13 protein-coding genes and 1 tRNA gene are annotated in these 16,077 nt (G+C 68.3%); 4 read left to right on the top strand and 10 right to left on the bottom strand.

Going from position 1 to position 16,077, the window contains the following annotated elements; all coding sequences use genetic code 11:
• Positions 1-224: 224 nt before the first annotated feature.
• Entirely contained in the window at positions 225-1,634 is a 1,410-nt protein-coding gene (locus BFF77_RS26820) for a lysine N(6)-hydroxylase/L-ornithine N(5)-oxygenase family protein (RefSeq protein ID WP_066954609.1), read from the top strand.
• Positions 1,635-1,671: 37 nt separating this feature from the next.
• On the opposite strand, the gene BFF77_RS26815 is transcribed toward BFF77_RS26820, so the two are convergent.
• Positions 1,672-3,465, bottom strand: a complete 1,794-nt coding sequence (locus BFF77_RS26815; protein WP_066954606.1) for a bifunctional metallophosphatase/5'-nucleotidase — start codon at positions 3,463-3,465, stop codon at positions 1,672-1,674.
• Positions 3,466-3,777: 312 nt separating this feature from the next.
• On the opposite strand from BFF77_RS26815, the gene BFF77_RS26810 reads away from it, so the two are divergent.
• Positions 3,778-4,497 carry an SIMPL domain-containing protein gene (locus tag BFF77_RS26810; RefSeq protein ID WP_066954604.1) on the top strand — a complete coding sequence of 240 codons (720 nt, stop codon included), beginning with the start codon at positions 3,778-3,780 and terminating at the stop codon, positions 4,495-4,497.
• A 178-nt stretch (positions 4,498-4,675) separates the two neighbouring features.
• The gene (pyk, locus tag BFF77_RS26805; RefSeq protein ID WP_066954601.1) at positions 4,676-6,109 is read left to right on the top strand and encodes a pyruvate kinase; all 1,434 of its coding nucleotides are present in this window, start codon (positions 4,676-4,678) and stop codon (positions 6,107-6,109) included.
• Here pyk and BFF77_RS26800 read toward each other — a convergent pair whose 3' ends face one another.
• Positions 6,110-6,880, bottom strand: coding sequence for a helix-turn-helix domain-containing protein (locus tag BFF77_RS26800; RefSeq protein ID WP_066954598.1), 771 nt, complete (start codon positions 6,878-6,880; stop codon positions 6,110-6,112).
• Between the two features lie 104 nt (positions 6,881-6,984).
• A tRNA-Leu gene (locus BFF77_RS26795) sits at positions 6,985-7,059 on the bottom strand.
• A 97-nt stretch (positions 7,060-7,156) separates the two neighbouring features.
• Here BFF77_RS26795 and BFF77_RS26790 point away from each other — a divergent pair.
• Positions 7,157-7,810: an ANTAR domain-containing response regulator gene (locus BFF77_RS26790; protein WP_066954595.1), complete on the top strand. Its 654-nt coding sequence runs from the start codon at positions 7,157-7,159 to the stop codon at positions 7,808-7,810.
• Between the two features lie 85 nt (positions 7,811-7,895).
• Here the strand turns inward: BFF77_RS26790 and BFF77_RS26785 are convergent, their stop codons facing one another.
• The 7 genes from BFF77_RS26785 to BFF77_RS26755 form a co-directional block, all read right to left on the bottom strand.
• Positions 7,896-8,612: an ABC transporter ATP-binding protein gene (locus BFF77_RS26785; protein WP_066954591.1), complete on the bottom strand. Its 717-nt coding sequence runs from the start codon at positions 8,610-8,612 to the stop codon at positions 7,896-7,898.
• On the bottom strand, positions 8,609-9,538 hold the full coding sequence (locus tag BFF77_RS26780) for an ABC transporter ATP-binding protein (protein ID WP_066954588.1): 930 nt from the start codon (positions 9,536-9,538) through the stop codon (positions 8,609-8,611). The genes BFF77_RS26785 and BFF77_RS26780 overlap by 4 nt, the downstream gene beginning before the upstream one ends.
• 3 nt (positions 9,539-9,541) lie before the next feature.
• A complete protein-coding gene (locus BFF77_RS26775; protein ID WP_066954585.1) occupies positions 9,542-11,377 on the bottom strand; it encodes a branched-chain amino acid ABC transporter permease in 1,836 nt (611 codons plus the stop codon).
• Positions 11,378-11,382: 5 nt separating this feature from the next.
• Positions 11,383-12,312: a branched-chain amino acid ABC transporter permease gene (locus BFF77_RS26770; protein ID WP_066954582.1), complete on the bottom strand. Its 930-nt coding sequence runs from the start codon at positions 12,310-12,312 to the stop codon at positions 11,383-11,385.
• A gap of 94 nt (positions 12,313-12,406) precedes the next feature.
• Positions 12,407-13,636 (bottom strand): branched-chain amino acid ABC transporter substrate-binding protein, encoded by a 1,230-nt coding sequence (locus BFF77_RS26765; RefSeq protein WP_066954579.1) that lies wholly within the window; start codon positions 13,634-13,636, stop codon positions 12,407-12,409.
• Between the two features lie 767 nt (positions 13,637-14,403).
• A complete protein-coding gene (locus tag BFF77_RS26760) occupies positions 14,404-14,868 on the bottom strand; it encodes a hotdog fold thioesterase (protein ID WP_066954576.1) in 465 nt (154 codons plus the stop codon).
• A gap of 261 nt (positions 14,869-15,129) precedes the next feature.
• On the bottom strand, positions 15,130-16,077 hold a 948-nt coding region (locus tag BFF77_RS26755; RefSeq protein ID WP_281196607.1), incomplete at its 5' end, for a molybdopterin dinucleotide binding domain-containing protein.

Genomic DNA, 16,077 nt, shown 5'->3' with positions numbered 1-16,077 from the left:
CGCCCTGAAGATCCGCGGCGCCTGACGGCCCGCCCGCGCCCGACGCCCCGCCCCGGGACACGCCGTACCGCCCCCGCACGGACGGCCGGCTCCCGGGGCGGAGCGTTTTCAGCCGTCCTTCAACGACGGCGATACCCCGTGCGGGACCGGCTCGTTGTGCTTCGTGGACACCGCCACCGGCCCCGGGCATCCGGGTGCCCGACCCGTGGAAGGCAGCCCCGCCGATGACCACGCACCCCGCCCGCCTCGACCACCCCCACGATCTCGTGGGCATCGGCATCGGGCCGTTCAACCTGTCCCTCGCCGCCCTCGCCGACGGGGTGCACGGAGGCCTCGACACCGCCTTCTACGACCAGAGCACCGCCTTCCGCTGGCACCCCGGACTGCTCATCGAGGACGCCACGCTGCAAGTGCCCTTCCTCGCCGACCTGGTCACCCTCGCCGACCCCACCAGCCGCTGGACCTTCCTCAGCTACCTCAAGGCCCGCGACCGGCTCTTCCCGTTCTACCTCTCCGAACGCTTCCACATCCTGCGCGCCGAATACGACGCGTACTGCCGCTGGGTCAGCGGCCAGCTCCCCGGACTCCACTTCGGCCACCAGGTCGACGCCGTCCGCTGGAACCCCGAACGCGCCCTGTTCGAAATCGACTTCACCCAGCTCGACCACGGCGGCGAGGCCCAGGCACTCGGCCGCGCCCACGCCCGCCATGTCGCCGTCGGCATCGGCACCGAGCCGCACATCCCCGAGCCGCTCAAGCCCCTCGCCGAAGCCCCCACGGTCCCCGTCATCCACTCCGCCGACTATCTCGCCCACCGTGACCGGCTGCTCTCCGCAGGGCACATCACCGTCGTCGGATCAGGACAGTCCGGCGCGGAGATCTTCCTCGACCTGCTGCGCTCCCGTCCCACCGGCCTGGAACGGATCCACTGGCTCGCCCGGACCGAGGCCTTCGCGCCCATGGAGTACTCCAAGCTCGGCCTCGAACACTTCACCCCCGACTACACCCGCTACTTCCACGCCCTGCCCGAGCACGTACGCGACGAACTCGTCCCACGGCAGTGGCAGCTCCACAAAGGCATCGACACCGACACCATCGCCGCCATCCACGACGAGCTCTACCGGCGCACCCTCCACGGCGGCTGGCCCGACGCCGTCCTCACCCCCGGAGTCTCCATCCGCACCGCGGGACGCGTCGCCACCACCAAGGTCGAACTCCATCTGGAGCACACCCAGCAGGGCACCAGAAGCCGTCTGACCACCGACGCCGTCGTCCTCGCCACCGGCTACCGCGAACGCCCCCTCGACGGACTCCTCGCCGGACTCGACCCGTATCTGCGCAGGGACAACTCCGAACGGCTCCGCGTCGACGAACACCACCGCGTCGCGCTCGCGCCCGCCGTCACCGGCTCCCTCTACGTACAGAACGCCGAACGGCACACCCACGGAGTCGGCGCGCCCGACCTCGGACTCGCCGCCTGGCGCGGCGCCACCATCCTCAACCACCTCACCGGCACCGAGCCCTACCCGCTGCCCCGGCGCACCGCCTTCACCAGCTTCGGACTCGACGGACGGGACCGGACCCGCCCGGTGCCCGCACCGAGGGATCTGGTCCCGCTCACCGAAGTCCGCTGACACCCCGGGCCGACGCCGGCCCGGGGTGCCCTCCAGGTCAGAAGACCGGCACGCCGTCCCGCGTCAGCTTCCAGTCCACCGAGGCGAACTGCGCCGGGTCGATCGTGCCCGCCGCCTTCACCCAGGTGATGATCGTGTTACGGACCTCGTCCGAGTTCGACCACAGCTGCTTCGACGCCGCGACATGCGGGAAGTTGCCGCCACCGCTCGCCCGGTAGTTGTTCACCGCCAGCACGAACTGCGCCGCCGGGTCCAGCGTCTTGCCCTGGAACTGAAGGTTCACGATCCGCGAACCCGCCGGCTTCGCGATGTCGATCTCGTACGTCACACCCGACACCACGTCATAGTTGTAGTCGGGGGTGCCCTGCGCGTTGGTGAGCCTCGACTTGTCCACCGGCGCACCCGCCGGCGTCTGCACGTAGTACCGCGCCGAGAACTCCAGGTAGTCCTTGATCTGCGCACCCGTCAGCAGGCGCGCCTCCATGGTGTTCTCGTACACGTACAGGCCCGCCGCGTCCTTGATGGTGACCTGGCCCGCCGGGATCACCGCCGAACGCGAGAAGCACGACGCCTGCGAGAGCACCGGCAGCGCCGCCCACTCGGTGCCCGCCAGAGCCGCCTTCACCGTCTCCGCCTGGACATGGTTGATCAGATCGATGATCGGCTCGTCCTTCCACGGCGCGTCGACCGTGGTGATCGTCTCCGTGGACGTACCGATGATCTGATTGACGTAAGCGACGGCATTGCGGTGCTCGTCGACGAGCAGGTTGGCGATCTTCGGGTCCTCCTCCACGGTGTTGGAGTTCAGGATTTTCGCGGAGACACTCTCGACCCGCCAGCCACCCCGCTCCTCCACAAGCTCGAAGTCGAACGTCGTCAGCCGCATGCCCCAGCGGGACGGCTCCGACAGCACGACCTCCTTGCCGGTCTCCTTGTTGACCACCCGGCGCTCAACGATCTCCGAGTGCGCGTGACCCACCAGAATCGCGTCGATCCCCGGCACCTGCTCGGCCACCAGCGTCGCCGCGTTCTCCACGTACGGGACCTGGTCGCCGTACGAGGACGTACCGCTCGTACCCGAGTGCGCCGACACGATGACCACGTCCGCGCCCATGGACCGCAGCTTCGGCACCCACTTCGCCGCCTGCTCCTCCAGACCCGGGAACGTCATCTGCCCCTGGACGTTCGACTTGTCCCAGATCGCGATACCCGGGTTCGTCAGACCGAGGATCGCCACGTGTACATCGGCGGCGTGCGTCACACGCATCTTCTTGATCACGTACGGAGGGAAGGCCGGCTGGAGCGTCTTGGCGTCCAGCGCGTTCGCACCCAGCAGCGGGAAGTCGCACTGCTTCTCGAACTTCCGCAGCAACGGGATGCCGTAGTTGAACTCGTGGTTGCCCAGCGCCGCCGCGTCGTACTCCATCGCGTTCATGGCCTGCGCCATCGGGTGCACCGGACCGTGCTTGGCGGTGATCGGGTCGACCTTCGCGTAGTAGTACGAGAGCTGGGTGCCCTGAATGGTGTCACCCGCGTCGATCAGCAGCGTGTTCCGACGGCCCTTCGCCTCACGGATCTGGTTGACCAGCGTGGAGATCTTCGCCAGACCGATGTCGTTGTGGGCGGTGTCGTCGTACTCCTTGTCCGTGAAGTAGTCCCAGTTGAAGACGTTGCCGTGCAGGTCCGTCGTTCCCATCACGGTGAACGAATACCGCTCCGGATCCCGGTCGCGGCTGTCGGCCGCGGCCGGCACCGTCGCCCCTCCCGCCAGGGCCACACCCGCACCGGCGGCAGCGGTGCTGCCCAGGAACGTCCTACGGTTCAGCGGCATTTCGTTCTCTTCTCCCTCGAAGCAGTCAACAACGCGCGTAGATTCTGGCCCACACGCAGAGGACCGCAACACCCCCGCAAGGTTTCGATCAGATGACTGCCGACTGTCGTACCCGAGTGCGAGAGTGTGCGTAGGAGGCGGCCGGCCGTTCCTGCGGTGGCGGCCCGCGCGCGACACCCGCAGTACCCCGCAGTGCCCGCCGTACCCGCCGTCCCAGCGGCACCGCCGTCATCGCCGTACCCGCGGCACCCGCCGTCTTCGCAGTGCCTGCCGTACCCGCCGTACACCGCCGCACCAGGGAGCGAGCCGTACATGACCACCGACGCACCGACACCCGCCCCGCCCTACGGCACCCCCGACACCCCGCGCGTCGCCGTCCGCGGCGAGGCCCGGCTCGAAGTCGACCCCGAGATCGCCAGGATCGGCGTCACCATCGGCGCCCGCGGCACCGACCGCCGCACCGCACTCGAAGACCTCACCCGGCGCAACGCCGAAGCCCTCGCACTCATCAAGTCCTACGGCGACGCCGTGGAGAAACTGGAGACCGGCGCCTTCTCCATCAGCCCCGAACTCACCAAGCACGGCCGGGGCGAACGCATCCGCGCCTACCACGGCCGTGTCCATCTCACCGTCGAACTGACCGACTTCACCGCCCTCGGCGAACTCACCACGCGCCTCGCCGACCTCGACCTCGCCCAGGTCGACGGCCCCTGGTGGGCCCTGCGCCCCGACTCCCCGGCCCACGGCGAAGCCCGCCGCCAAGCCGTACGGGAAGCCGTCCAGCGCGCCCGTGAATACGCCGAAGCACTCGGCGCCCGGCTCGCCGCGCTGGTCGAGCTCGCCGACCTCGGCGCGGAGACCCCCGTCGACTACGCCATGACCCCCGCCGGCGGCGCCCTGCGCAGCCGGTCCTTCGGATCCGCCGAAGCGGCCGGCGCCGCGCCCGCGCTCGATCTCGAACCGCAACGCCAGACGGTCTACGCCCAGGTGAACGCGCGCTTCACCATGACCCCGCCCGATCTCGGTTCCTGAATATCCGAGGGTCTGAATACCGCCGGGCCTGAATACATGTACATGCTCATCCGAGTGCGTGCTCATCGGAGCGGGGTGCCGCACAATTCAACACTTGTCAACAACCCTTAACGCAAAGGTTGTTGAGTAGTCATGCGCGGCCAATTCACTACCCATCGGTAAGCCCTACGCTCGATATATGCGCCGAGCGAAAATCGTCTGCACCCTGGGGCCCGCCACCGACTCATACGACCAGATCAAAGCACTGGTAGAAGCCGGAATGGACATCGCCCGCCTCAACCTCAGCCATGGCACCTACGCCGACCACGAAGAGCGCCTCCAGCGTGTGAGGAAAGCCGCCGAAGAGACCGGCCGCAGCGTCGGAATCCTCGCGGACCTTCAAGGCCCGAAGATCCGCCTCGGCCGCTTCCGCGAAGGACCCGTACTCCTTGAACGCGGCGACGAATTCACCATCACCGTCGAATCCCTCGAAGGCGACCGGCACCTCTGCGCCACCACCTACGAAGGACTCGCCACCGACGTCACCAGCGGCGAACGCATCCTCGTGGACGACGGCAAGGTCACCCTCGAAGTCACCTCCGTCGACGGCCCCCGTGTGCACACCCTCGTCGTCGAGGGAGGCATGGTCTCCGACCACAAGGGCCTCAACCTCCCCGGCGTCGCCGTCTCCGTACCCGCGCTGTCCGAGAAGGACATCGACGACCTCCGCTGGGCCCTGCGCACCGGCGCCGACGTCATCGCGCTCTCCTTCGTACGCGGCGGGGCCGACATCGACGACGTCCACCGCGTCATGGACGAAGAAGGCCGCCGGCTCCCCGTCATCGCCAAGATCGAGAAGCCGCAGGCCGTCGAGAACATCGACGGGATCGTCGCCGCGTTCGACGGCATCATGGTCGCCCGCGGCGACCTCGGCGTCGAAATGCCCCTCGAACAAGTTCCGATCGTGCAGAAGCGTGCCATCAAACTGGCCAAGCGCAACGCCAAGCCCGTCATCGTCGCCACACAGATGCTCGACTCGATGATCGAGAACTCCCGGCCCACGCGCGCCGAGGCCTCCGACGTCGCCAACGCCGTCATCGACGGCACCGACGCCGTCATGCTCTCCGGCGAGACCAGCGTCGGCAAATACCCCGTCGAGACCGTCAAGACGATGAGCCGCATCGTGGAAGCCGCCGAGGAGGACATCCTCGCCAAGGGCCTCCCGGCGATCACCGAGAGCAGCAAGCCCCGCACCCAGGGCGGCGCGGTCGCCCGCGCGGCGGCGGAGATGGGCGACTTCCTCGGCGCGAAGTTCCTGGTCGCCTTCACCCAGTCCGGCGACACCGTCCGCCGCCTCTCCCGCTACCGCTCGCCGATCCCCCTGCTGGCCTTCACCCCCGACCCGGCGACGCGCGCACAGCTCAATCTCACCTGGGGCGTGGAGGCGTTCCTCGGCCCGCAGGTGGACTCCACGGACGCGATGGTCGCGCAGGTGGACGAGGAACTCCTCAGGATCGGGCGCTGCGCGAAGGGGGACATCGTAGTGATCACGGCGGGCTCCCCGCCGGGAATCCCCGGTTCCACGAACCTGGTCCGGGTGCACCACATCGGCGAGGACGACAGCCCGAAGTAGTCAGTGCTTGGCCCCGATGTGCGCGTCCATGAGAGCGACGGACGCGCGCTTGGCGACGGAGATGTTCTTGGCGCTTGCCCGCCGCCATGCGACGCCGACGGCATCAAGGGTCTCCGTGAACAGGCGCAGGATGTCGGCGGACAGATTGGTGAAGAAGTACCGGACGTACTCGTACCGCTTCTTCTCGCCTGCCACGACCCGGGTGGTCCGGTTGGTGACCCGGCATCCGTCGGAATGAACGAGTCCGCGCAGCAGCTCCCACGGGTGCGCGTCCACGATCTGCTGTTGCCAGGGTTCGAGGACGATGGGGCGCTGATGCTTCTTGCCGGGTCCGTGCTGAGGGAACAGGCATGGCCAGTGCCGTCCGTAGCTGGTGACCATCACGCATCCCTGTTTCCGGAGAACGTAGATCCGGTCTTCGGTCCGGACGGCGGCGATGGCGGCTTGGCACCGGGCGATCAGGCCGGGCCAGGCGTCCGCGCATGCGATGCGCAAGTAATAGCCGGTACGCGGATGCGGACTGATGCAACCGTCGCCGAGATAGAGGCCCAGGAGATACGCGTACGAAGCGGGATCGGACGGTCGGCCCGGCACGGGTTGGCACCGTGCACATGGCTGGGCCTGCGCGCCTGTCCCGGGGAGCGGTTCGATACGGATCTGCCAGGAGCGGATCGCCGCACGTGATATGCCGGTCTGCTTGCTCACGGCGTTGAGACTGTGCCCCTGGCCGACCAGGGCCAACGCCCTTCGGCGTGTCTTGAGGTCGTACATGGGCCCGATCCTGCCCGCTGGACAGGCCGGTGGGCGCAGAACGCCTCAGGATCACCTGAACGTGGCTGCCACGCGCTCCTGCGTGACTTGCAATCCAAGGAAAGTGCCCCAGGTGGGATTCGAACCCACACTGTCCGCTGTTTGAGAGCGGCCTCTCTGACCAGTTGGAGTACTGGGGCCTCCGAATGCAAGGGGCCAGGGTCCCCCGCTCGGGCCCACTTTACCGCAGCTCGGTAGGCTCAAGGGAGCAGCATCCTGTCTGAACGAGGAGCCCCCGTGACCGCCCCCGAGTCGCCCCAGCCCGTCGACGATGACGACAAGTCGCACGTCCCGCCGCTGACGACGCGTGTCGTCATCGCCGAGGACGAGGCTCTGATCCGTCTCGATCTAAAAGAGATGCTCGAGGAAGAGGGCTACGCGGTCGTCGGTGAGGCCGGTGACGGTGAGCGGGCCGTGGAGCTGGCTCGGGAGCACCGGCCGGATCTGGTGATCCTCGATGTGAAGATGCCGGTGCTGGACGGGATCTCCGCGGCGGAGAAGATCGCCGAGGAGTCCATCGCGCCGGTGCTGATGCTGACGGCGTTCTCGCAGCGGGATCTGGTGGAGCGGGCCAGGGACGCCGGGGCGATGGCATATCTGGTGAAGCCGTTCAGCAAGAGTGATGTGGTGCCGGCGATCGAGATGGCGGTGTCGCGGTTCACGGAGCTGCGGACGCTGGAGCGTGAGGTCGCGGATCTGACGCAGCGGCTGGAGACGCGGAAGCTGGTGGACCGGGCGAAGTCGATTCTTCAGACGCAGTACGGGCTGACGGAGCCGGCGGCGTTCCGGTGGATCCAGAAGACGTCGATGGACCGGCGGCTGTCGATGCAGCAGGTGGCCGAGGCGGTCATCGAGGACGCGAAGGAGAAGAAGGCGTCCAAGGGGGAGTAGCCGTAGACGTACGCATGGCGGCACAGCANNTGCTGTGCCGCCATGCGTACGGGGCGTACCCGTCGTGTGTCGTGCCCTCGGGTCGTCAGTCCTCGCCGAGGTAGGCCTTGCGTACGGATTCGTCGTGCAGGAGGTTCTGTCCGGTGCCGGAGAGGACGATCTTGCCGACTTCCATGACATGGCCCTGGTCGGCGAGTGAGAGCGCGGCCTGTGCGTTCTGTTCGACGAGCAGGATGGTGGTGCCCTGGGACTTGAGTTCGCTGATGGTGGCCATGATCTTCTGCATCATGATCGGTGAGAGCCCCATGGAGGGTTCGTCGAGCATGAGCAGCTTGGGCTGGGACATGAGGGCGCGGCCCATGGCGAGCATCTGCTGTTCGCCGCCGGAGAGTGTGCCGGCCGCCTGCTTCCTTCGTTCTCCGAGGATGGGGAAGAGGTCGTAGGCGCGCTGGACGTCTTTGGCGATGCCGTCGTTGTCCTTCCGCAGGAACGCGCCGAGGAGCAGGTTGTCCTCGATGGTCATGCGGGGGAAGATGTGCCGGCCTTCGGGGGAGTGCGCGAGCCCGAGGGCGACGATGTCGTGCGCCTGTGTTTTCTTGAGGGATTTGCCGTTGAATTTGATCTGGCCGCCGAGCGGTTTGATCAGTCCGGAGAGGGTGCGCAGGGTGGTGGTTTTGCCGGCGCCGTTGGTGCCGATGAGGGTGACGATTTCGCCGGCCTGGACGCTGAACGAGATGCCTTTGACGGCCTCGATCTTGCCGTAGGCGACGCGCAGGTCCTCGACGTCGAGCAGTGCGGTCATCGGTCGTTCTCCTTGCCTGCGGACCCGGCGGGTCCGGCGGACCCGGTTTCGGCGGCTCCCGTGGCCCCTGCTTCGGCCGCCGCGACTTCGGCGGCCTCTTCGGTGCCGGGGGCGCCTTCGAAGGGTTCGCCGAGGTAGGCGGCGATGACGCGTTCGTCCTGCTGGACGGTCTGGCTGTCGCCTTCGACGAGCTTCTCGCCCTGGACGAGCACGGCGACCCGGTCGCAGAGGTTGAAGATGAAGCGCATGTCGTGCTCGATGACGAGTACGGCGATGCCCATGTCCCTGATGGCGAAGACGAGTTCCTCGGTGGCCCGCGTTTCCTGCGGGTTCATGCCGGCGGTGGGCTCGTCGAGGAGCAGCAGTCCCGGTTCGCTGGCGAGGGCGCGGGCGATTTCGAGCTTGCGCTGTTCGCCGTAGGGCAGGTTGCGGGAGAGGTGTTCGGCTTTGTCGGCGAGGCCGATGAATTCGAGGAGTTCCATGGCGCGGGTGCGGGAGGCCGCTTCGGCGCGGTGGAATCCGGGGCCGCGGACAAGGGCGGACCAGAGTCCTTCTTTGGTACGGGTGTGCCGGCCGACGAGCACGTTTTCGAGAACGGTCATGTTGCCGAAGAGGCGGATGTTCTGGAAGGTGCGGGCGATGCCGGCGGCGGTGACTTTGAAGGACTTGGCGGGCAGGACGGTGCCCTTGTAGCGGACTTCGCCTTCGGTGGGGATGTAGAGCCCGGTGAGGCAGTTGAAGAAGGTGGTCTTGCCGGCGCCGTTGGGGCCGATGAGTCCGACGATTTCGCCGCTGCCGACGGTCAGGTCGACGGAGCGTACGGCGGTGAGGCCGCCGAAGCGCATGGTGACGCCTCGGGCGTCGAGGACGGTTTCGCCGGGCGCGGTGGCCGGGGCGGTGTCCTTGGTGGTGGTGTCGGTGGTCATGGGTCAGGCCCCTGTCTTGCTGAGGACTGTGGGCGCTTCCGCGGTTTCGTGGAATTCCAGTTGGCGGCGGCGGTTGGGAATGAGTCCTTCGGGGCGGAAGCGCATGAGGAGGATGAGCGCGATTCCGAAGGCGAAGAGCTGGTAGTCGCCGAGGAACTGGAGTTTGTTGGGGATGAGGTAGAGCAGGGCGGCTCCGACGAGGGGGCCGCTCATGGTGCCCATTCCGCCGAGGACGACGGCCGCGAGGAGGAACGCGGAGTTGGGCGGGACCGGCCAGGCGAAGAGGTACTGCTCGGGTGTCACGGTGTAGGTGACGTGTGCCTGTACGGTGCCGGCGAGTCCGGCGAGGGACGCTCCGAGGGCGAAGGCGATGAGTTTGACGCGGAAGCCGTTGATGCCCATGGCGAGTGCGGCGGTCTCGTCCTCGCGGATGGCGACCCAGGCGCGGCCGATGCGGGAGTCGCCGCTGCGTCGGAAGACGAGGACGACGACGGCCGTGATGAGCAGCATGAGGAAGAAGTAGTTGGCGAACCGGCCGATGGTGATGCCGGCGACGGCGTGTTCGGCTCCGAGGTCGAATCCCAGGATGTTGAGGTTCGGGATGGAGGCGATGCCGTTGGAGCCGTTGGTGATGTCGGGTCCTGAGGTGCCGTCGGTGTTGTTGACGGTGATGCGGAAGATCTCTCCGAAGCCGAGGGTGACGATGGCGAGGTAGTCGCCGCGGAGCCGGAGGGTGGGTGCGCCGATGAGGACGCCGAAGACGAGGGATGCTCCGGCGCCGACGAGGATGGCGGCCCAGAACGGGAAGTGCACGCCGAGCGGTGAGGTGGGTGAGCCGGAGACGAGGGCCGCGGCGTAGGCGCCGACGCCGAGGAAGGCGACGTATCCGAGGTCGAGGAGTCCGGCGAGTCCGACGACGATGTTGAGGCCGAGTGCGACGGTGGCGAAGATCAGGATGTAGACGCCGATGGTCGCGAACTGGTCGTTGGTCTGGGTGAAGGGGAACAGGGCGGCGGCGATGAAGGCGCCGGCGATGGTGATGTTCTGGTGGCGGCCGGTGATCTCGGAGGCGCGGCTGATGAGGCCGGCTTTGTTGAGCGCGGCGAATCCGAGACCGGCGATGATCATGAAGCCGATGAACAGTTCGTCGTACTCGGTGCCGATGCCGTAGGTGAAGACGCCGAGGCCGAGTGCGAGGACCGCCGTGATGATCAGGATCTCGACGTAGCTGGGCAGGGCGCGCGAGGCGTTGACGGGCCCGGTGGTGAAGGCGGCCTTGAAGACGCTCCAGCGGTTGCCTGCGTTGTGCTTGAACTGGTCCCAGCCGGTGTCCTCGGGGTCGGCGGGGTCGGTGGCCGGGCGCTCGAAGGGGAGCGCGAGGGCTCCGAGGAGCGCGGCGAGGGTGGCCACGCCGGTGACGTATCCGCCGGGTTCGAGGTTGGCGAGCCCGCCGAGCTTCACGGTGATGGCGATCAGCGTGTACCAGGCGGTGGCGAAGCCGGCGAGGGCGGCGAGTTTGAGGGCCGCGTCAGCGCCCGCGGGCGCCAGCCAGCGGGTGCCCTTGACGCCGTAGGAGGCCAGGGCGAACAGGAGGGTGAGCACTCCCGCGATGAGGACCTGCCACTGGAGGCCGCCGGGGTATCCGTAGACGGTGAGGTCTCCGGGGAAGGCGGAGGTCCAGGTCCAGGCCAGGAAGGCGCTGACGACCGTCAGGGCGGCGCCGCCGGTGGCGAGTGCCCGTGCGGTGGCGGCGGGCAGCGGGACGAGTCCGCGGCGTGGCGGTTCGGCCGCGGCCGGCGGGGAGTCCGGTGTGTCCGCGAGGGATGTCTGTGTGGTCATGGTTCTCACGCCCTGTCCGCGACGCGCTCGCCGAGGAGGCCTTGTGGCCTGACGAGGAGTACGACGATGAGGAGTACGAAAGCCCAGACGTCGGCCCAGGACTGGCCGCCGAGCTGCTGCATACCGGGGATGTCCGCGATGTATGCGGTGGCCATGGTTTCCGCGATGCCGAGGACGAGTCCGCCGAGCATGGCGCCGTAGATGTTGCCGATGCCGCCGAGGACCGCGGCGGTGAACGCCTTGAGTCCGAGGAGGAAGCCCATCTTGTATTCGACGACGCCGTACTTGAGGCCGTAGGCGACGGCGCCGACGGCGGCGAAGGCCGCGCCGAGGGCGAAGGCGACGACGATGATGCGGTCGGTGTTGACGCCCATGAGCTTGGCGGTGTCGCGGTCCTGGGCGGTGGCCTGCATGCCTCGTCCGGTGCGGGTGCGCATCACGAAGAACGCGAGTATCGCCATGCAGAGCGGGGCGGCGGCGATGAGGAAGATGTCACCGGTCTGGATGGTGACGGATCCGATGTGGAAGGGGCCGCCGGGGATCTGCGGGAAGGTGCGGGCCGACTTCGCTTCGGGGTACCAGGCCCAGACGGCCTGCTGGAGCGCCAGGGAGAGGCCGATCGCGGTGATCAGCGGGGCGAGTCTGGGCGCGCCGCGCAGGGGGCGGTAGGCGAAGCGTTCGGCGCCGATGGCGATGGTGGTGGCGACGACGACGGCTCCGACGAGCATGAGTGGCAGGGCCAGCCACATGGTGGTGCCGTTGGGCAGGATGAGCCAGACCGTGAGGGCGCCGAAGCCGCCGGTCATGAAGATCTCGCCGTGGGCGAAGTTGATGAGCTGGACGATGCCATAGACCATCGTGTAGCCGATGGCGACGAGCCCGTACATGGAGCCCAATAGCACGCCGTTGACCAGCTGTTGCGGCAGTTCGTGCACCGCGGGTCCTCCGATTTTCTTCGGATGTGGCACCGCGCGGGGCGCATTGTGTGGCGCCCCGCGCGGCTGTGGGAGTTACGGAGTCAGCGGCTGACTAGTTGAAGGTGCCGGATTCGACGGGCTTGTGGGCGCCGTTCTCGACGGAGTAGACCGTGAGCTGCTTGTTGGTGGTGTCCCCGAACTCGTCGAAGGAGACCTTGCCGGAGACGCCGTCGAAGGAGACGGTCTGTACGGCTTCGACGACCTTGGCGCGGGCGTCCTCGGGGAGCTTGCCGCCGTTGTCCTCGACGACCTTCTTCACACCTTCGATGATCGCCCAGGCGGAGTCGTAGGAGTAGCCGCCGTAGGCCTCGTAGGCCTCCTTGAAGCCGGCCTTGTCGTAGTTGGCGATGAACTCCTTGGCGGAGTCGAGCGTCTCGATGGGCGCGCCGACGGAGGTGGCGATGTCGCCGTTGGAGGCGGCGCCGGCGAGCTTGATGTACTCGGCGCTGTAGAGCGCGTCACCACCGGCGACGGGGATCTTGGCGCCGGCGTCCTTGATCTGCTTGCTCAGCGGACCGCCGGCGGGGTACTCGCCGCCGTAGTAGACGATGTCGGCGCCGGAGTTCTTGACCTTGGTGACGACGGCGCTGAAGTCCTTGGTGTCGGGGTTGACGTGCTCGGTCCCGACGACCTTGCCGCCGAGCTTCTCGAACTCGGTGGTGAAGGTGCCGGCGAGGCCGGCGCCGTAGGTCTTCTTGTCGTCGATGATGAAGGCCTTGGTCTTCTTGGCCTTGTTGAAGATGTACTGGGCGGCGAAGGGGCCCTGGATGGCGTCCGTCGTGGCGGTACGGAAGTACGACTTGTAGGTGCGCGTCTTGGTGCCGCCGTTCCACTCCGGGCCCTGGGTGAGGGCCGGGTTGGTGTTGGCCGGCGAGATCTGGACGAGCTTGGCGTCGTCGAAGACCTTCTGCATGGACTCGGCGACGGACGAGTTGAGCGGTCCGACGACGCCGAGGACGTCCTTGTCGGCGACCAGCTTGGTGGCGTTCTGCTGGCCGGAGGACGGCTGCGCCTGGTCGTCGAGGGCTTCGAACTTGAAGGTGACGCCCGGGACGTACTTCTTCTCGTTGGCCTGGCGGACGGCCAGGTCGGCGGAGTTCTTGATGCCGAGGCCCAGCGCGGAGAGGTCGCCCGTCAGCGGGGCGTCGACCGCGATGACCACGGTCGTCTCGCCACCTTCGGCGGTACCACCGTTGCCCTCGTCGCGCGAGCCACAGGCGGTCAGTGCGAGTGTCCCCGCGGTGAGCGCGGCCGTCATGGCCATGAGTGAACGTTGACGCACGATTCAGTCCTTTCACCTGGCACGGCCGCCCCCCCTGGGACGCACCGAGTCGAGCGCGGGAACCGAACTGGAGGTAATCCGGTGGCGCGGTGACTGGCCGTGACTCTAGGCGCGCCGGTCTAAATGGTGCAGAGGTCCAGGCCATGCTGTGACTCTCTTGTTATGACAGGAGGGAATCGAAGATCGGATACACGGGGTGGAAAGGGCGGTTTAACACCGTTCGGCGGTCCGGATGGTGAGAACCAGCAGGACGGCGCGGAGCGGCGTGGACGCGGGCCGGCGGCCGGGGAGTGTCCGCCGGGGGGCGGCGGCGAGATCGTCGGGGCGGCGGGAGCCGAGTGCGGGGCGCCGCTGTTGTATTGCGCGTTTATTACCGAGTGTTACGTCCAGGAAAGGGAATCCGGCATTCCGCGGGACTTTTCCGCAATCCCGGATATGTGTCGTAACAATCGTTTTCTGCGCGGACCCGGCTCCGGCGGTGAGGGGCGGCCGGATGCCCTGGTGTGGTTGTCCGCTCCGGTGTCCGCTCCCGGCCGCTTCGGCGGGGCTTGGCCCCCGATGGGCGGAGTCGCCGTAAATCGTTGGGGGGAGGTACTACGGAAAGTGACGATACGGGGGGTCCGCGGCGGGTACGGGATGCCCGGTTGCCCGGATCGGGCGCCCGCGCCGCCCGGGTGGGCGCCCGTCGCGCCCGGATCGGGGACCGGCGCCGCCCGCTTCGGGTGCCTCGCCGGCCGGCGGCCGGGACCGTACGGAGAGGGCCCGGGTCAGGGCCGGGGGGCGGCGTCGCGCAGGAGGCAGGTCAGACGGGCCGTGCAGACCCGCCTGTCCTGCTCGTCCGTGATGACGATCTCGTAGGTCGCGGTGGTGCGCCCTCGGTGGACGGGCGTCGCGACCCCGGTGACGGTTCCGCCGCGGACCCCGCGGTGGTGGGTGCAGTTGAGATCCACGCCCACGGCGATCTTGGAACTGCGGCCGTGCAGCATCGCGCCGACGGAGCCGAGCGTCTCGGCGAGGACGGCCGACGCGCCGCCGTGCAGCAGCCCGTACGGCTGGGTGTTGCCCTCGACGGGCATGGTGCCCACGACCCGCTCGGCGGACGCCTCGACGATCTCCACGCCCATCCGGGTGCCGAGATGCCCGGCGGAGAAGAGCGCGGGCAGGTCGACACCGAGCGCGGAGTACTCGTCGACGATGTCCTGCGGCAGTTTCGCGGTGGACTGCTCACCCATGGGCCCGGCTCCGATCGGATCGTCTGCGGTCGTTCGGCGTGCGCCGTGTGCACGGTCCTGCTTATCAGATGACTGAGCGAACGCTTAGGGCGGGCATCACAGGAGCGCCGGGCACCCGGAGCCGGGAAGGGGCAGGTGCGCGCGTACGGCACGAACCGGGCGTACGGAACGGGGAACGGGAGCGGGGCGCGGGGATCATGGCACGGGCGTACGGAACGGGCGGCCGGCGCGGGGTCGTCGGCGCCGGCCGCCCCGCCGTTCTCAGCTCGACGGCTCGAACCGTACGATCACGGACTTGCTCGTCGGGGTGTTGCTCGTGTCGGCCGTGGCACCCAGCGGGACCAGCACATTGGTCTCCGGGTAGTAGGCGGCGGCGCAGCCGCGCGCGGTCGGGTAGTGGACGATCCGGAAGCCGGGCGCGCGCCGCTCCACGCCGTCCTTCCACTCGCTGACCAGATCGGCGAACGAGCCGTCCGTGAGGCCGAGCTCCGCCGCGTCCTCGGGATGGACCAGCACGATCCTGCGGCCTCCCTTGATGCCTCGGTAGCGGTCGTCCAGCCCGTAGATCGTGGTGTTGTACTGGTCGTGCGAGCGCAGCGTCTGGAGCAGCAGCCGGCCCTCGGGGAGCCTCGGGTACTCCACGGGCGCCGCGGTGAAGTTGGCCTTGCCGGTGGCGGTGGGGAAGCGGCGCTCGTCGCGCGGGGCGTGCGGGAGTGCGAAGCCGCCGGGGCGGGCCACGCGCGCGTTGAAGTCCTCGAAGCCGGGGATCACGCGGGCGATCCGGTCGCGGATGTGCCCGTAGTCCTTCTCGAAGTCCTCCCAGGGGGTCAGCGACGCCGGGCCGAGGGTGGCGCGTGCCATGCGGGTGACGATGGCGGGCTCGGAGAGCAGATGATCGCTCGCGGGCGGGAGGTTGCCGCGGGAGGCGTGCACCATGCCCATGGAGTCCTCGACGGTCACGATCTGCCGGACGCCCGCCTGGATGTCCTTGTCGGTGCGGCCCAGGGTCGGCAGGATCAGCGCGCGGGCGCCGGTGACCACGTGCGAGCGGTTGAGCTTGGTCGACACATGGACGGTGAGGCGGGCGCGGCGTATCGCGGCCTCGGTGACATCGGTGTCGGGGGTCGCGGCGACGAAGTTGCCGCCCATCGCGAAGAACACCTTGGCCCTGCCGTCGCGCAGCGCCTCTATGGACCGTACGACGTCGTA

It is taken from the genome of Streptomyces lushanensis (genome assembly GCF_001700515.1).
In the GTDB taxonomy this organism is placed as follows: domain Bacteria; phylum Actinomycetota; class Actinomycetes; order Streptomycetales; family Streptomycetaceae; genus Streptomyces; species Streptomyces lushanensis.
This window is presented reverse-complemented; position numbering and strand designations above follow the sequence as displayed.

What these genes read in the sequence shown, in the direction of transcription:
- BFF77_RS26785 (WP_066954591.1), bottom strand. Translation starts at nt 8,612, where the DNA reads ATGACCGCACTGCTCGACGTCGAGGACCTGCGCGTCGCCTACGGCAAG.
- BFF77_RS26780 (WP_066954588.1), bottom strand. Translation starts at nt 9,538, where the DNA reads ATGACCACCGACACCACCACCAAGGACACCGCCCCGGCCACCGCGCCC.
- BFF77_RS26775 (WP_066954585.1), bottom strand. Translation starts at nt 11,377, where the DNA reads ATGACCACACAGACATCCCTCGCGGACACACCGGACTCCCCGCCGGCC.
- BFF77_RS26760 (WP_066954576.1), bottom strand. Translation starts at nt 14,868, where the DNA reads ATGGGTGAGCAGTCCACCGCGAAACTGCCGCAGGACATCGTCGACGAG.
- pyk (WP_066954601.1), top strand. Translation starts at nt 4,676, where the DNA reads ATGCGCCGAGCGAAAATCGTCTGCACCCTGGGGCCCGCCACCGACTCA.
- BFF77_RS26820 (WP_066954609.1), top strand. Translation starts at nt 225, where the DNA reads ATGACCACGCACCCCGCCCGCCTCGACCACCCCCACGATCTCGTGGGC.
- BFF77_RS26815 (WP_066954606.1), bottom strand. Translation starts at nt 3,465, where the DNA reads ATGCCGCTGAACCGTAGGACGTTCCTGGGCAGCACCGCTGCCGCCGGT.
- BFF77_RS26810 (WP_066954604.1), top strand. Translation starts at nt 3,778, where the DNA reads ATGACCACCGACGCACCGACACCCGCCCCGCCCTACGGCACCCCCGAC.
- BFF77_RS26800 (WP_066954598.1), bottom strand. Translation starts at nt 6,880, where the DNA reads ATGTACGACCTCAAGACACGCCGAAGGGCGTTGGCCCTGGTCGGCCAG.